The 16,583-nt window shown below is 41.0% G+C and carries 11 protein-coding genes; 9 read left to right on the top strand and 2 right to left on the bottom strand.

Translation table 11 applies throughout. The features are described from left to right. Positions 1-119 precede the first annotated feature (119 nt). Both LW728_RS18300 and LW728_RS23285 read left to right on the top strand, forming a co-directional pair. The gene (locus LW728_RS18300; protein WP_287669045.1) at positions 120-1,331 is read left to right on the top strand and encodes an SUMF1/EgtB/PvdO family nonheme iron enzyme; all 1,212 of its coding nucleotides are present in this window, start codon (positions 120-122) and stop codon (positions 1,329-1,331) included. A gap of 753 nt (positions 1,332-2,084) precedes the next feature. Then, entirely contained in the window at positions 2,085-2,273 is a 189-nt protein-coding gene (locus LW728_RS23285) for a hypothetical protein (RefSeq protein ID WP_353736999.1), read from the top strand. Here the strand turns inward: LW728_RS23285 and LW728_RS18295 are convergent. After that, positions 2,194-2,388 carry a hypothetical protein gene (locus tag LW728_RS18295; protein WP_071839409.1) on the bottom strand — a complete coding sequence of 65 codons (195 nt, stop codon included), beginning with the start codon at positions 2,386-2,388 and terminating at the stop codon, positions 2,194-2,196. The two genes, LW728_RS23285 and LW728_RS18295, sit on opposite strands and share 80 nt — an antisense overlap. A 36-nt stretch (positions 2,389-2,424) precedes the next feature. On the opposite strand from LW728_RS18295, the gene LW728_RS18290 reads away from it, so the two are divergent. The 7 genes from LW728_RS18290 (at position 2,425) to LW728_RS18260 (ending at position 15,318) form a co-directional block, all read left to right on the top strand. Further along, complete coding sequence (locus tag LW728_RS18290; RefSeq protein ID WP_287669048.1) at positions 2,425-3,759, top strand: AAA-like domain-containing protein; 1,335 nt, start codon at positions 2,425-2,427, stop codon at positions 3,757-3,759. Between the two features lie 260 nt (positions 3,760-4,019). Then, a complete protein-coding gene (locus LW728_RS18285) occupies positions 4,020-5,852 on the top strand; it encodes a carotenoid oxygenase family protein (protein ID WP_287767559.1) in 1,833 nt (610 codons plus the stop codon). Continuing rightward, positions 5,849-12,004: an AAA family ATPase gene (locus LW728_RS18280; RefSeq protein ID WP_287767556.1), complete on the top strand. Its 6,156-nt coding sequence runs from the start codon at positions 5,849-5,851 to the stop codon at positions 12,002-12,004. Before LW728_RS18285 ends, LW728_RS18280 begins: the two co-directional genes overlap by 4 nt. Before the next feature lie 175 nt (positions 12,005-12,179). After that, positions 12,180-13,859, top strand: coding sequence for an ArnT family glycosyltransferase (locus LW728_RS18275; protein ID WP_287767553.1), 1,680 nt, complete (start codon positions 12,180-12,182; stop codon positions 13,857-13,859). Continuing rightward, positions 13,849-14,214 carry a hypothetical protein gene (locus LW728_RS18270; protein ID WP_287767561.1) on the top strand — a complete coding sequence of 122 codons (366 nt, stop codon included), beginning with the start codon at positions 13,849-13,851 and terminating at the stop codon, positions 14,212-14,214. Before LW728_RS18275 ends, LW728_RS18270 begins: the two co-directional genes overlap by 11 nt. Before the next feature lie 619 nt (positions 14,215-14,833). Further along, a complete protein-coding gene (locus tag LW728_RS18265) occupies positions 14,834-15,070 on the top strand; it encodes a hypothetical protein (RefSeq protein WP_043997694.1) in 237 nt (78 codons plus the stop codon). Continuing rightward, a complete protein-coding gene (locus LW728_RS18260) occupies positions 15,070-15,318 on the top strand; it encodes a type II toxin-antitoxin system VapC family toxin (RefSeq protein WP_287767550.1) in 249 nt (82 codons plus the stop codon). The genes LW728_RS18265 and LW728_RS18260 overlap by 1 nt, the downstream gene beginning before the upstream one ends. 674 nt (positions 15,319-15,992) lie before the next feature. On the opposite strand, the gene queF is transcribed toward LW728_RS18260, so the two are convergent. Next, entirely contained in the window at positions 15,993-16,388 is a 396-nt protein-coding gene (queF, locus tag LW728_RS18255) for a preQ(1) synthase (RefSeq protein WP_002783291.1), read from the bottom strand. Between the last annotated feature and the right edge of the window lie 195 nt (positions 16,389-16,583).

The raw sequence follows: 16,583 nt of genomic DNA, 5'->3' as shown, positions 1-16,583 counted from the left end.
TAAACTAATAAAACGGAGAGGCTATGGCTTTAGAAACTTTCGGAATTTTTGGGTTAGAAGTATGTTATCTTGGCATCTTGTCTGTTGATTTAGCATAAAGGGTAACGAAGAGCCATAATTTGTTGCGTATTGATAATAATCTATTCATTGATAAGAGTTATATTACTTGTGCCGAATATCAGTTGTTTATTGATGAGAAGAGAGAATTAGGTGAAAGTTATCAACCCGAACACTGGAAAGGTTATAGATTTCCACCTGGATATGCTCAAAAGCCAATTACTGGAATAAGAGCAAGTGATGCAGAAAAATTTTGTGAATGGCTGACCCAAAAACAGTCGGAATTAGGATTTAGATACAGAATACCTACATTAACTGAAATAGAAGAACATCCAGCCCCAGAAAAGCAAATAGGATGTTGGGTAAAAGATGGAGAAAAAAAGAGAATTTATGGCATAGAAAAAGTTGAATGGCAACAATGGCAAATGAATTTGTTTGACTTGATCATTTCTACAAAGAATCCTCTAAAGAAGCTGGATATCATTTCTACAAAGAATCCTCTAAAGAAGCTGGATATCATTTCCATTTCCCTGGAAAAACTCGTTCTTGATCTAATGTTTAACTTGATCGTTTCTACAAAGAATCCTCTAAAGAAGCTGGATATCATTTCCCTAAAAAATCTTTCTCTTGATCTAACAGTTGATCTTAATTCTGTTCTTAATAACGTCCTTAATCCTAAGTTTAATTCTGACCTTAACCCCAAGCTTACTTCTGAATTAAACAGTGCTTTTAATCTCAGACTTAATCAAGTTATTAAAAACAATCTTGGTTATATTCTCGACTGTCTAATCGACAACGTTAATGACCGTAATCTTGATAGCATTCTTGAATATTTGCTTACCTCTGACCTTAATTGTAATTTATATCAGACTCTCTACTCTGTCCTTAACTCTAACCCCAATCGCATTGCTGATCGTGACCTATATAGTATTGTCTATAACTTACTTAACCCCGATCTTAATATTATTCTCGAATACGAACTTAACCATAAAGGCAATTGCGTTGTTGATTTATTTCGGTTTTATTCACTATTAGTATTTCTTATACTTTATTTATTATCAAATATTTATGATGCAGCCCTCAAAAATAATCAGGCTCTACGAGATGTAAAACTAACTGATACTAAATGTCAAAAATTGAGTAATCTTTATGCTGCCAAAAGCTATGAAGCTTTTAATCTTTATGCTTTCTTAAGATTGATAACTGAACGACAAACAGGACAAATGCCAGCTTGGGAAGGAATTCGGATTGTGAGGGAGAGAGTATCGCTTTGACAATCTAGTGCCAACAGACAATCCAAAATCCAAAATCCAAAATCCAAAATAAATATCACTTACCTGACCCGACTAGATCGGTTTGGGACTTTAGAATCGGGTTTTTTTTAGTCAAGATAAGCAGTTTCCCGTTGATTTACAGCTTGTTAAGAACAAGATTGACCGAGAGATTCCTAAATCTCTAATCTCTTTTGGCTGTAGCAACGCTCGATCTAGAAGGGAAATCAGTGGAACAACCCATTGGAGCGATCGCCTTATCCTCGGTAGAGGAATACAACCTGAAAGCGGGAATAAATATGTAGAGATGGTGCGTCAAGAACACCCTGAAAGTGAAAGACAGCAATTAGCGGCGGCTCTCTGACATCATGCTCATACCAGGGGTCATCAGTCATCAGTTGTCAGATTTGCGTTTTCAGTCCACTGATTACTGGAAAAGCTTCCCAACTCCCACTCTGCAATAACTACTGGCAGCCAGAAATAGGGTGAGTAATTATCATACTTTGTGCTTTTTGTCAAAAAAACTTTTTTTTTGCAATAAAACTACACAAAAAGAAGATCATCGTTGTGGGTGAAATTGACTGATTTACCCGTCTTAATTAGGATTACCTTGTAGGTGTGGCAAGGGTTTCAACCATTGCAGCTTAAAAAAGCACAGAAAAACCCATTATGAAATTCTATCAAATCGCTGTAACCATTGCAACACCGTCGTTAAATAAAAATCTTTCTCAATTAATTCTTAAGAATTTGTAAATATTGCGAAATGTTAATTTAAATATTCTCAAGTTTTTGGAGTCAATAGATAATTTTTGCTTATCTTTGTCGAAAAATAGAACTCCTGCAAAATCCAACATCTACCATTGGGTTAGAATTCAGAAGTCAGGAGACAGAATTCAGGAGTCAGGAGATTATTTTTATGGTTCTTCGTTACTTGGTATGGTTTGATCGGGTGGCATAAATCGACTAAATCCTTATCTGGCAAGAGACTTAATTGATTAGTTCGTTCTAGATAGAAAACAATTGACAAAAATTGCATAGCACCAACCGAAGAACCATTCATAATTCATAATTCATAATTCATAATTCCCTAATTCTTATGAGAGATTCCATGTCGGGCCATCTAAGAGTACAACAACACTGCCTCAATCAAGTTAAATTAGCCGTGAAAAAGCAGGGCTTTAGCAGTCAACGATCCTTAGCTAAAGAAGCTGAATTTAGTCTCGGTATTGTCAGCAACTTCCTGACCGGTAAACCGGTAGAACAAGCCACTTTTGCCCAAATTTGTCGTCGATTATGCCTGGACTGGCAAGAAATCGCCGCCCTGAATTTTCAGCTAACAGCACCCCCTCAAGACAAAATTCCGGTTAATTCGGCAGCCAAGAGCGAAAAATTGGACACATTGCCCCCCTATCCCAATGGGGCAGTTCCCCTTGGTTCCCCATTTTATTTAGAACGTCTTCCCCTCGAAGAACAGATAAGGCAGGAAATCAAGAAACCGGGGGCTTTAGTGCGGATAAAAGCCCCGAAAGAAATGGGCAAAACTTCCCTACTTTTGAGAATGCTCGATTTTGCCAAACAGCAAGGCTACCGCACGGTGAGTTTGAACTTAGAACAGGTAGACCAGACGATTTTGGCTGATTTAAACCAATTTTTGCGCTGGTTGTGTGCCAATGTCGCTCGTCAACTACAGTTAAAACCCCAATTAGATGAGTATTGGGATGAGGATTTAGGCAGCAAGATTAGCTGTACCGCCTATATCCAGGACTATATCCTTGAATCAATTACCGCCCCCATTGTCCTCGCTCTCGATGAACTTAATCAGATTTTTGAACATCCCCAAGTGGCCAAGGATTTTTTACCGCTGCTGCGTTCTTGGTACGAAGAAGCCAAAACCCTGCCTATCTGGCAAAAACTCCGTCTTATCGTCGTCCATTCCACAGAAATTTATGTTCCCCTGCAGCTCAATCAATCCCCCTTTAACGTGGGATTCCCCGCACAGATAAGTCATTTTAGTCTTGAGGAGGTATTACAATTAGCCCAACGTTATCAACTCACCTGGGAAAATCAGGAAAAAGTCAAGCAATTGATGGAGTTGGTGGGAGGACACCCAGCTTTGGTGCAAACCGCCCTCTACTATCTCAGTCGGGAGGAAATAACCATGACGCAAATATTAACCAGTGCCACCTCCGTCACGGGGATCTATGCCCATCACCTGCGGCGCCATTGGGCGGTATTAGAACAACAGCCGGAACTAGCAAAAGCCCTCGACCGGGTGATGAGCGCGGTGGAACCCGTACAATTAGACCCAATTCTCGCTTACAAACTCAGCAGTATGGGGCTACTCAAACAATCGGGAGATAAAGTCGTACCAGGCTATGAATTGTATCGACGCTATTTTTTAGAGGTGAAATCCTCTATCAGTTATCAGTAAACAGTAATCAGTTATCAGTGAGGGTGTGGGGTGTAGGGTGTGGGGTGTAGGGTGTGGGGGGAGTGGGAATTATGAATTATGAATTATGAATTGGGGAGGTGGGGAAGTGGGGAAATTGAACTAAAACCCCAAAACCCCAACACCCCAACACCTAAAACCTGTCTCCTGGCTCCTGAATCCTGACTTCTGAATCCTATCTCCTGACGACCGACGACCGGCTACTAACCCCACCAACAAACTTTTTGCCGCAAACTCTACTTATGAATATGTCAATCAAAGATACTGTCCAAAATACTGTCAACGTTAGCAATTTTAGTCGCTCGCAACTAGGTCAACCGGATGAGAACAATTTATATCAAGCAGTCGCCACAGTTACCGAGGGACATTGGCCGGAAAATCTGTCGGGATACGTTTTTATCGTCTGTCCTTTTCATAGAGAAAATGACCGTCATTTGTTCTCTGGCGAGGGTGTAATTATTAGATGGGACCTGCAAGGGAAAAATAATCAAGTTAACGTTTACAGTAAAAAACTGAAAACTTGGGATAGTTTTTGGCGAAAAGTTTTACCGATATTTAATATTAGTCGAGCTACTTTTCCCGCAGTGGTCAGCATTTTAGGTTCTTCGGAAATAGCGAATACTGCTATGGTTAAACTAGAAAAAGTTGCCGAAGATAAACAACTAGAAGAAACCAGATTAATTCTCACCGCCGATGCTGGACGTTACTGGGAAGTGGATCCCGTTTCCCTTGATACTATCACCCCGATTGGTTATTTTGACCAACATATTGTTTCCGTGCCTTTGTCTATTTTCCCAGTCCTAGAAAATACCGCTCACCCCTTCTACGACAAAAAGACCAAAGAATTTATCACCTGTGAATTAAAGCTAAAACTTTTATCGGGAGGTATGTTAAAAGATTTAGATTCATCGGTGTATATTGTTGTTTGGGATCAACAAAAAAAACTTAAACCCTGGAAAATACAGGGAACTATCCTCGAGGGTAGCCCCCATTCGGTCATCGTCACCGAAGATTATATCATGATTCCCGATATGCCTTTTCAGATGGGAGTAGCCAAACTATTAGGTATCAGAATTAAGCCAGAAGAAACCTATCCGAAAACTCAAATTTATCTGGTTAACCGTCAAGATCTCAAGGAAGAAAAAACCACCGTTCCCTCGCGATTAATTACCTTCAATGGTGACAGTTATCACTTCCTTTGTAATTACCATAGTATCAACGGTCAAATTCAGCTGGTGGCCATCCAAAATGCCACTATTAGTTTAACCGAAGCGATCGAAAAAGACGATATCCAACATTTTACCGGTCAGAGTTATCCCCCCGAATACCACGGCATTCCTTGGATGTTTTCCTTTGACCCCGGAGTGCTGCGCAAAGTGGTTATCGAAGATGCCAGGGTGATGAGCGAACAAGCTTTCATCCATCCGGGTTGGTTCTGTACCAGTCTCTACACCGCCGACCCGCGGGAATCGGAACAGGGGTACAGTGCCATTTATCAAATTTATCTCGGTTATGTGCGCGAATTAATCTGTCGTCGTCAGTATATGGATTGTCGCGACCAAAGCAATCGCATCCTCAGCGATGCCGAACTTCCCTGTCATGACTTGCCCTCGGTATTAGCCAAGGTTCCCTTCGATAAGGATTGGAATCAGTTAAGTCAACAGATTAGCCAAGAAAAAAATGCCAGTGATACTCATGTATCACATTTAGGTCGGGGACTACTGGATTTTTATGTTTGTCCCGATGGCTATATTTTAGATAGCATTCAGTTTATTCCCCAAGAACAGGGCTATCTATTGACGACGGTTTTAACCCCGACCAAAGTATTAGAAGCTTGGTTATTTAACCCTGACAATCTCAAGGACGGACCGATTGCTAAACTGAGCTTGCCGGAAGATGTTCACTTTGGTTTTACCTTGCATTCCGAGTATTTCGAGCAGGTGCTGCCTTCTCCCCGTCCTTCCGTCTCACAGGTAAATCAAGTCCTGTCAGCCTTGCGGAGTCTTGTTTTAGTTCCCGTAGAATTTTTCTTGGGGAGACCCGCAGCCGTTTACAATCGCCGAGTAAAAAAATGATTGTTCTCAAAGGATACGACATTCTTACCCAAATCTACGAAAGCGTTAACTCGGAAGTCTATCGGGCTATTCGCACCGCCGATAATCAACCGGTTATGCTCAAAATCCTCAAGCAAGAATATCCCACCGTCCAAGAACTAACCCACTACAAACAGGAGTATAAAACCATCTGCGGCCTCAACTTCGAGGGGGCGATTAAAGCCTATGGTTTAGAAACCTACCGCAGAACTCCCGTGATTATTTTGGAAGATTTCGGGGGTATATCCTTAAAAAAATGGCTAGAGGGCAAAAAAACTCTAGCCTTAAGGGACTTTTTAAGTCTTGCACCCCGAATAGTGGCTAATTTAGAGAAAATTCACAACGCCAAGGTTATTCACAAAGATATTAATCCTGCCAATATAGTTCTTAACCCCGAAACCGGACAGATTAAAATCATCGATTTTGGCATTGCCAGCGTCCTGCAGCGGGAAAATCCGGGGCTAAAAAATCCCAACGTCCTGGAGGGGACTTTAGCCTATATTTCTCCCGAACAAACCGGACGGATGAATCGCAGTCTCGATTACCGCACGGATTTTTATTCCTTGGGCGTTAGCTTCTACGAACTTCTCACCGGACAATTACCTTTTCGGGCTAAAGATGCGTTGGAATTAGTTCACTGTCATCTGGCAAAACAACCTTTGGAGATTAATAGTCTCGTCAGGGAGGAAATTCCCCCGGTGGTGGAGGCAATCATCAGGAAACTGATGGCTAAAACCCCGGAGGAACGATACCAAAGTGCCTATGGTATTCGAGCAGATTTAGAAGAATGTTTAAGACAACTAGAAAAAACGGGTAAAATTGATGATTTTGTTATCGCTAGGCAAGATCTAGCCAATCAGTTCCAAATTCCCCAAAAACTCTACGGTAGGGAGGCAGAAATCGCCACTCTCCTCACTGCTTTTCAACGGGTAGCCACGGCGGATAAAAACTCCTCTCACACCGAACTGATGCTAGTTACGGGTTATTCTGGCATGGGTAAAACCACCCTGGTTAGGGAAATTTATCAGCCAATTACTGAAAAACGCGGCTTTTTTATCTCCGGTAAATTTGACCAGTTTCAGCGCGATATTCCCTACGCTGCCGTGGTTAGTGCTTTGACTCATCTCGTCAAGCAACTTTTGGGGGAAAGTCAACCACAACTGCAACTATGGCGACAAAAACTCCTCAAGTCTTTGGGGGCGAATGCACGGGTTATTATTGATGTGATTCCCCAACTAGAATTAATTATCGGTCCACAACCAGAGGTGTTACAATTAGGAGCGATCGCTACTCAAAATCGCTTTAATTTAGTCTTTAAAAATTTTATTCGGGTCTTTTGTTCCCCGGAACATCCTCTGGTCATCTTTCTCGATGATTTGCAATGGGCAGACTTGGCTAGTCTCCAGTTAATAGAATTAATTATGCTCGATGGCGATATGGACTATTTGTTTTTAATTGGCTCCTATCGCAGTAATGAAATTAATTCCACCCATCCCCTAACCGCTACCCTGGATAAATTAGAGCAGGGGGGCATAATTATCAATCAAGTTATTTTAAAACCTCTGGGGCTTGAACAGGTCAATCAGTTAATTGCAGAGACATTAAATCATTCACCAGAATATGTGCAATCTTTGGCCGCTTTAGTCTGGCAAAAAACCCACGGTAATCCTTTTTTTGTCAATGAATTTCTCAAAACCATCTACTGGGAAAATTTGCTATTTTTCCAACCGGGGCAGGAAACAACCACTAAAACCGACAATAATAGGGGCTATTGGCAATGGCATCTCGGTCAAATTCAAAGGATTGGCAGTACCGATAATCTGATTCAATTTATGATGGGCAAAATGCAGAAATTGCCTCCCGAAACCCAAGAAGTCTTAAGTTTAGCCGCTTGTCTTGGCTCAGAATTTAATTTAAATATTCTAGCAGTAATCTCTGAAAAATCACCCCCAGAACTTTTACCAATTTTAACTTCTAGTAGCGAAGCTGGTTTAATTATTCCCCTCTCAGAATTAGATGAACAATTACTCATTCAAGAATATAAATTTGCTCATGATCGCATTCAGCAAGGAGCTTACGCTCTCATCGAAGACAGCCAAAAATCTTTAATTCATTTAAAAATTGGTCGCCTACTTTGGCAGCATACTTCTGCCAAAGAATTATCGGAAAAGATTTTTAAAATAGTCGATCATTTCAATCTTGGTTATCAACTAATTAGCAAGGAAAAAGAACGGGAGTCAGTGGCTAACTTGAATTTACTAGCAGCCCAAAAGGCAAAAGCCGCTAATGCCCAAAATGGAGCCTTAAAATACATTAAAATCGCTCAAAAACTTCTCAAAAAATCAAGCTGGAAAAATAACTATCAACTGACTTTAGATATTTATTCTGAAGCCACAGAAATCGCCTATTTAAGTGGAGATTTTGAGCAGATGCAGTGCTGGGCTAATCTCGTGTTAAAACAGGCAAAAACCACCCTCGATAAAATCAAAGTTTATGAAGTAATCATCGAAGCTTATCACGCCCAAAATCAAGAACTAAAAGCGGTACAAATTGGCTTATCTGTCCTAAAAAGCTTTGATTTCGAGATTCCTGAATTCTTACAATCATCAGATATCCAAGAAGAACTCACTAAAACTCGGCAAAAATTAGCGGGTAAAAATATAGAAGATTTAATTACTTTACCGCCGATAAATGAGGAAAAAAAATTAGCAATAATGAAGATAGCAAGTGCTATATTTTCTCCTGTTTTTATTGCCGTCCCTCATCTCTTACCCATCCTAGTATCAAAACAGGTTAACTTATCAATTCAGTACGGCAACAGTTATCTAGCGGCTTTTACTTATGTCAATTATGGCTTAATTCTTTGTGGTCTTTTAGACGATTGGGAAACGGGTTATCAATTTGGAAAATTGGCTTTAAACATTGCTGATAAATTTCATACCAAAGCCCTGATGCCGAAAATAATTGCCGTCTTTTCCACCACTATTAGTATCTGGAAAGAACCGATTAAAAATTCCCTGTCCTTGTTAAAATCTTCCTATCAAACTGGTTTAGAAATGGGCGATCTCTACTACGGAACAACCTGCGCCTATCTTTACTGTTTTCATTCCGCCTTTATCGGACAGGAATTAACCGAATTAGCTAGAGAAATAGCTAACTATGATCTGGCTTTTGTTAAGCTCAAACAAGAAAACCCCCGCAACTATCTAAAAATCTACGGACAAACAGTTTTAAATCTGCTGGGACGCTCGGAAAATCCAGGTCTTTTAGAAGGACAATACTATCAAGAAACTCTTATGTTATCCTACCATCTAGAGGCTAATGATCTCTATGGTCTCTGTGCTTTATTTCTTAATAAATTATACCTTTGTTATCTATTTGGACAGTACGAACAAGCCATCGAAAATGCTAATCAAGCCCAAAATTATCTAGGGGGAGCTACCGCCACTTTCTTGATTTCTCTGCATAACTTCTATGATTCCCTCGCCCATTTAGCTATTTATAATCATCTGGACAATGACCAACAACAGCAAGTATTAGAACGGGTGACGAATAATCAGAAAAAGCTGTGGGAATGGGCTAATCAAGCACCCCCTAACTATCTCCATAAATTTTATTTAGTGCAAGCGGAAAAGGATCGGGTGCAGCAATCCTATCTAGAAGCCATAGAAAACTACGATCTAGCCATCGCTAAAGCCAAGGAAAATGAATACATTAATGAAGAGGCACTGGCTAACGAACTAGCGGCGAAATTCTATCTCGATTGGGGTAAAGTAAAAATTGCCAAAACCTACATCAATGAAGCTGCTTATCTCTATTCTCTTTGGGGAGCAACCGCTAAAGTCAAAGATATAGAAAGCCGCTATTCTCAGTTAATGGTCAATAATTATGGTGTCAATTCCCTGACCGAAACCACGAGAACTACCACCAGAAAAAATTCAGTTAGTCATTCGGGATATCTGTTAGATTTAGCCACGATTATGAAGGCATCCCAAGCCATTTCTAGCGAGATAGTTTTAGATCAATTACTCGCCACCCTGATGAAAATTCTCATCGAAAATGCTGGGGCGCAGCTGGGCTATCTTATCCTAGAAAGTGGCGGACAACTATTGATTGAAGCCTCCGGTTCAGTGCAGGAAGACAGGGTGACAGTCTTTAAATCTAATGCCATCGAAGAACATCTTCCCGTCTCAATTATTAACTATGTAGCCCGGAGCGGTCAAACCGTTCTTAATAACGATGCCGCCCATCAGGGCAATTTTAGCAACGATCCCTATATTAAAACCCATCAAACCAAATCGCTGCTCTGTTCCCCTCTCCTCGACCAAGGACAACTGCGGGGAATTGTCTATCTAGAAAATAATCTCACCGTCGGGGCTTTTACCCAAGAAAGATTGGAAGTGCTGCAACTGCTCTCCAGCCAAGCGGCGATCGCAATTACTAACGCCAAACTCTACGCCGAAATCAAAGCCAAACAGAGACAACTAGCGCAATTTTTAGAAGCCATGCCAGTGGGGGTATTTGTCCTCGATGCTGGCAGTCAACCCTATTATGCCAATCAAACCGCCCAAGAGATTTTGGGAAAAGGGATAGTTAATATCACCACGGCTAATCAGTTGGGGGAAACCTATCAGTTATATCAAGCTGGAACCGATCGATTGTATCCCACAGAATACCATCCGATTTTCCGAGCTTTAAGGGGGGAAAAAAACACGGTGGATGATATAGAAGTTCACCAAGGAGAGAAGATTATCCCCCTAGAAGTGTATGCCACGCCTGTTTTTGACGAAAAAGGAGAAATTATCTATGCGATCACCGCTTTTACCGATATTAGCGAACGAAAACAGGCAGAAGCGGAACGGATTCGCTTTACCGAAGAATTAGCCGAGTATAGCCGCACCCTAGAACAGAAAGTGCAGGAGCGCACCCTGGAACTCAGCCAAACCCTAGAAATTCTCAAAGCCACCCAAGCAAAATTACTGTTTGAAAATGAACTGCTCAGAAGTAGCGAAGAATCTAGCACCTTTGACTACCAAGTGGGGGGCAGTTTACCCATGGATGCCCCCACCTATGTGGTCCGCGCCGCCGACCGTTATCTCTATAAGGCCCTCAAACGCGGCGATTTTTGCTATGTCCTCAATCCCCGTCAAATGGGTAAGTCTAGTTTAATGGTACGCATGATCGATCACCTCCAACACGAGGGCATCTGTTGCGCTCCCATTGATTTAACCCGCATCGGCAGTGAAAATGTCACTCCCGACCAATGGTACAAGGGGATAGCCTTCGAGTTAGGACGACGTTTTGGCCTGCTCAAAAGGGTCAATCTCAAAGCTTGGTGGCAAGAACGGGAAGATGTCTCGGCAGTACAGCGCTTGGGGGAATTTATCGAAGAAGTGTTATTGCTGGAAGTGGGGATCGTGGAAGGTTCTCCCCCGAAACCGATCGCGATTTTTATCGATGAAATTGATAGCGTTTTGGGCTTAAATTTCGCGGTTAATGACTTTTTTGCCCTGATTCGTTCCTGCTATAACCAGCGCGGTTTTAACCCGCTCTATCGGCGTTTGACCTTCGCTTTCTTCGGTGTTGTCACCCCCTCCGATTTAATTACCGACCACCAAATCACTCCTTTTAATATCGGTCATTCGATTCAATTGGAGGGTTTTAAGGAACACGAAGCCCAGCCTTTACTGCGCGGATTGGCCGAGAAATTTACTAACCCGCAAACTGTCTTAAAAGAAGTCTTTGCCTGGACAAACGGCCAACCCTTTCTGACCCAAAAACTCTGTCAGTTAATTCGCACCGCTACCTCGCCGATTCCCCCCAATGGTGAGGCCTCCTGGATTGAGGACTTGGTACAGAAGAAGATCATTGACAATTGGGAGGCTCAGGATGAACCGGAACATCTGCGGACTATTCGCGACCGGCTCCTCAACAGTCATCGCTCCCAGTTGCTCCTGAGACTCTATGAACGGATTTTAAGGGAAAAAGAGGTGATTGCCGAGGATAGCCCCCCAGAAAAAGAGTTACTTTTATCGGGGTTAGTGATCAAAGATCAAGGCCAGCTGCGGGTCCATAATCCCATCTATCAAGCAATCTTTAACCTCCATTGGCTGGGTTGCAGCTCAAATTTGTAGAAATATCCACTAAGGGGCAATTATTGGGACTTAAACGCTCAATAAAGATCAAATCGAGTATAATCGTTGCAGAGTCGGCACTTGACGTTGAGAGATCGGCGATGAAAGAGACAACCCTGGCCGTATCATAGATAAATGAAGCTTGCTTCTATTTTCCTTTCGTAAGATTAGAGCCATGAACAAAACAGATGTAATAAGTTGGAGCTATTTTAGTCATCAAAAAAAAGCTGATATTGTCAATATTTTAATAATTATTGCGATATGGACTGTGATGGTAATTGTCGTCAATCCTTTGGGTAATTTTCCTCTTAATGATGACTGGGTTTATGGACTAGCCGTAAAATCGATTCTGGAGAAAGGTGATTTCAGCTTTCCCAGTCCAGCTCATGCTAACCTATTTTTTCAAGCCTTTTGGGGAGCCTTATTTTGCCTTCCTTTTGGATTTTCATTTACCGCATTACGCTTCTCAACTTTAACCTTAGGATTAATCGGTGCGATTGGTACTTACCTGCTGCTTAGAGAAGTTAATGCCAATCAGAAAATCTCTTTGTTGGGCGCTTTGCTGGTAGTGGTTAATCCTCTATACTTTGGATTAGCTAACAGCTTTATGACCGACGTTCCTTTTCTGGCTTTAAGTATCCTATCTTTCTATTTTCTGATCAGGGGATTGAAGCGGGAATCAATAAGTGAAGTTATTCTGGGTCTTTGCTTAGTTTATGTCAATATTTTGATTCGCCAGTACGCAATAGTGATTCTTTTATCATTTGCCCTGGCATACTCGTTTAAAAAAAGATTTAAAATAAAGTTTTTGTTTGCTAGTTTTGTCATATTTTCTTCAGGGATTTTACTGCATAGATTTTATCAAAACTGGCTTTATTCTACCGGTCGCACTCGCTTAATACCAGAGAATGTGTTAAGTACACGACAATTAGATTTTCGCAACCACATTATCATGATTTCACTGATATACATAGGTTGTTTTATTTTCCCTATTATAGCGATCTTTTTCGTAAAAAAATTAAAAGAAATATCTCGCCGACAGAAAACCATAACGATCTTGATTATATCTAGCTTTTTTGTTGTCGTGATGGGTAGATTGATTTGGCGACGCCAAACTATGCCATTGATTGGAAATGTCCTAGCTTATTTTGGCTTAGGTCCTTTCACACTTCGATATCCTGATCCCTTGAAGGTAAGTTATCCACCCTATTCCCTTGGTTTAAAAATATTTTGGTTGATAATCACGGCTATGGGTGTCCTTGGGGCGCTTTTATTGCTTTACTACTTATGTTTAGCAATCATTCAAACTTTTTCAGAATCGGAAAAATGGTTAAAAGTACTAATACTTTCAGCAATATTGATATATATTTTTCTTTTTGGAGTAAGTTATCCCCTCGATCGTTACCTTTTGTTTCTTTTACCATTATTTATGGTGCTTTTAGTGATTTCAAATAATTATATTAACGAGCAAGATATTGGCCAAAAAATAACTGCTTTTGCCTTGACAATGACCTTTATTTGGGGCGGATTTACTATGGCGGCAACCCATGACTACTTAGCCTGGAATCGAACTCGGTGGCAGGCATTAAATGATTTGATGGAGCAGGGAGTTACTCCTGAATATATTAATGGTGGACACGAATTTAATAGCTGGTATTTAAACGATCCAAAATATCCGAGGAAGCGGGGTAAAAGTTACTGGTCGGTAAATCGTAATGACTACATGATTTCTTCTGGATTGCTCGAAGGTTATAAAGAAGTCAAACGCTATCCTTTTGCAAGATGGCTGCTTTTAAAGCAAGATAATGTTTTTGTTCTCCATAAGATTGCTGAAGATAAAACTAATGGGACTTAAACGCTCAATAAAGATCAAATCGAGTATAATCGCTGCCGAGTCGGCACTTGACGTTGAGAGAGCGGCGATCAAAGAGACAACCCCGGCGGCGATGCCTCCTTGCTTTGACCGATGGTGTGGGCGTTTTGACAATTGCTTCAAGAGCGATCGCTCTGTCGCTGGTAGGGTGCGTTCCCTGATGCAATCCTTGTTACTCCATCGTTTGATCATGGGGAACGCACCCTATTTAGGGGCTGCTGAAAAAGTTTTTCGTGGGGGCAGGAAAAAGTACCTGAATTTTACCCCCGATCCCTCCAATGGTCGGCACTTTTTGAGGTCAAAAAAGTCTAAAAGCCTTATCCAACAAGGTTTTTAGATTTATTCAGCAAACCCTATTTAAGTTAAAATTTAAGGGGGAAAATTCAGTTTCGTAGGTCGGGCCCTCGGAACGAAACCCAAAAACTCCACCGAATTATGCCTTGTTGGGTTTTCCTTCGGTCAACCCAACCTACAGGGGCGATTATACAAGTCAATCGAGAAGAACAGCTTTTCATCATCACTGAGATCAGTCTTCGTGGTGATATTTATAGTCATTTCAGATAAGTCTGATAGACTCTAGACCGACAAAACCCTTATGAACTCTGGGATTGATATTCTCAATCTTAATTGAAATGACTATACAAGTAAGACAGAGGAAACCACCTGAGACTCCTTCCCCAGTAAATCCCTAAGCTAGGGAGAGGAATGTAAATATTTATTAAATCGTAGCTTAAGATACAGTTTTTGGTGCGGTAGTGTGTATTTTTTTTGCTGTCCGCCCTTGGCGTTGGGTTGGGCTGTTACTTGACCTAACTGTGAGGGGGGCGATCGCTATCAGTACAATCAAAAAGCCAAAATTAATCGCTAGTTGGGGAGAGAAATGTAAAGATTTATTAAATATAGAGAAATTGCGGCATGGGATATGATTGATATGGTTGCCTATTAGTCTAAGTCACATGAATATTGAACAAGTTATCATTAAAAACCTAAGAAAACTTCCCTTAGAAAAACAACAAGAAGTCTTATCTTTCACCGAATCTCTCATCCCCAAAACTTCACTTCCTTTGCCAGATCCGACTCTTACCCCTGAACAGCGAGCCGCTAAATGGATGAGTTGGGTACAAAGCCATTCCTCTAATAATCCCCCTTTACCCGATGAAGCTTTACACCGTGACACTATCTATGAAGACTAATGACTCAATATTTACTGGATACTAACATTCTCTTACGAGCTAGTGACCCTAACTCATCAAGTTATCCCCTAATCATGAATGTTGTTGACATGATTATTAGACAAGGAGGAGAATGTTTGATTACTTCTCAAATTTTAATTGAATTTTGGGTTGTAGCAACACGCCCTAAGGATGTTAATGGACTAGGTTGGACAACACAAACAATACAACAGGAAATTAACCAAATTTTATCTCAATTTTTTTATTAGAAGAAAGCCCAGATATTTTTCCCTTTTGGTTTCAATTAGGACTTGCTGAATAATGGTAAAACCCTTTGAAAATAAGGCTTTTGACCTGTTAAAATCTGATGTTAGTGCAAGAAAATAGGATTGGGACATTCAAAAACCTTGCATTATTCTCTTCATAGTACATAAACTGGTACAAAAAAGAGGGCAACAAAGCCTGAAACGACCGGCTACTGACTCGGAGACTCCTGACTCCTAACCCCACCAACAAACTTTTTGCCGCAAACCCTTACTTTTTCCCTGAAAATTAGGTAATTGACCCCCTCAAAATCGGTAAAACCCCACACCCCACACCCTACACCCTACACCCTGCCCCTAGGAAAAACTTTTTCAGCAGACCCTAATTAAGCAGCAAATCCGACATACCGCACCAAAATACCTCACGGAAAAGGATTTTAATTCTTCTACCGACTCAGCAATATTAATATTAAGGACTCCACTCATTGCCTTTTTACTGCATAAACTGTACCTTTACTAAGTAGGAGACACTTTTTGAAAAATGGTATAATATTTAAGCTTTAAGTATAGAGGAAAAGTTCAAAATGGGTATTGAAGACGACGACAGCAAAAAACTTGAACAACAAAAACTAGAACAGCTAGAGATGGGGGCTAACCCATCCCCAAACTAGAAAATTATGCTATTCTTTTTTATACATCACCTCCACCACGGTATGTACGTTACCCCTGGGATGAAAATCCCCCTTAATTTTCATCTGCAAGGGTTCGCAAGCGGCCACCAAATCATCTAAAATTTGGTTAATTGCTTCTTCGTGGGAAATATAACGATCGCGATAACTATTAATATAAAGTTTAATCGCCTTTAATTCCATCACCTTTTGATCGGGAACGTAGCTAAGATAAATAGTGGCAAAATCGGGATAACCAGAAAAGGGACACTTACAGGTATATTCCGGCAGAGTAATCTGAATATCGTAATTTCTGCCCGGACGTGGATTGGGGAAAGTAATTAATGTTCCTTCGGCAATTTCTCTTTCCCCGTACTTAACTTCAATTTTTTCGGAAGACTGAACCATGTTTTTTCCCAACTAGACAATGTTTCCTATCATAGCTGGAATATTCTCTGAAGAGGCGTCGCCGAATCAACAGATGAATAGTAAGTAGCTGGTTATAATTAAATTAAAAATGGATTTTAGGTTCGATCCCCCCTGCCCCCCTTGATAAGGGGGGTGCCGATCCCCCCTTAGTCCCCCCTTAATAAGGGGGGTGCC

The organism is Microcystis sp. 49638_E5 (genome assembly GCF_021300285.1).
Classification (GTDB): Bacteria; Cyanobacteriota; Cyanobacteriia; order Cyanobacteriales; family Microcystaceae; genus Microcystis; species Microcystis aeruginosa_C.
Note: the sequence above shows the minus strand (reverse complement) of the source record. Positions and strands in the feature narration are given on the sequence as shown.

What these genes read in the sequence shown, in the direction of transcription:
- LW728_RS18260 (WP_287767550.1), top strand. Translation starts at nt 15,070, where the DNA reads ATGACTCAATATTTACTGGATACTAACATTCTCTTACGAGCTAGTGAC.
- queF (WP_002783291.1), bottom strand. Translation starts at nt 16,388, where the DNA reads ATGGTTCAGTCTTCCGAAAAAATTGAAGTTAAGTACGGGGAAAGAGAA.
- LW728_RS18270 (WP_287767561.1), top strand. Translation starts at nt 13,849, where the DNA reads ATGGGACTTAAACGCTCAATAAAGATCAAATCGAGTATAATCGCTGCC.
- LW728_RS18275 (WP_287767553.1), top strand. Translation starts at nt 12,180, where the DNA reads ATGAACAAAACAGATGTAATAAGTTGGAGCTATTTTAGTCATCAAAAA.
- LW728_RS18290 (WP_287669048.1), top strand. Translation starts at nt 2,425, where the DNA reads ATGAGAGATTCCATGTCGGGCCATCTAAGAGTACAACAACACTGCCTC.
- LW728_RS18285 (WP_287767559.1), top strand. Translation starts at nt 4,020, where the DNA reads ATGAATATGTCAATCAAAGATACTGTCCAAAATACTGTCAACGTTAGC.
- LW728_RS18265 (WP_043997694.1), top strand. Translation starts at nt 14,834, where the DNA reads ATGAATATTGAACAAGTTATCATTAAAAACCTAAGAAAACTTCCCTTA.
- LW728_RS18280 (WP_287767556.1), top strand. Translation starts at nt 5,849, where the DNA reads ATGATTGTTCTCAAAGGATACGACATTCTTACCCAAATCTACGAAAGC.
- LW728_RS18295 (WP_071839409.1), bottom strand. Translation starts at nt 2,388, where the DNA reads ATGAATGGTTCTTCGGTTGGTGCTATGCAATTTTTGTCAATTGTTTTC.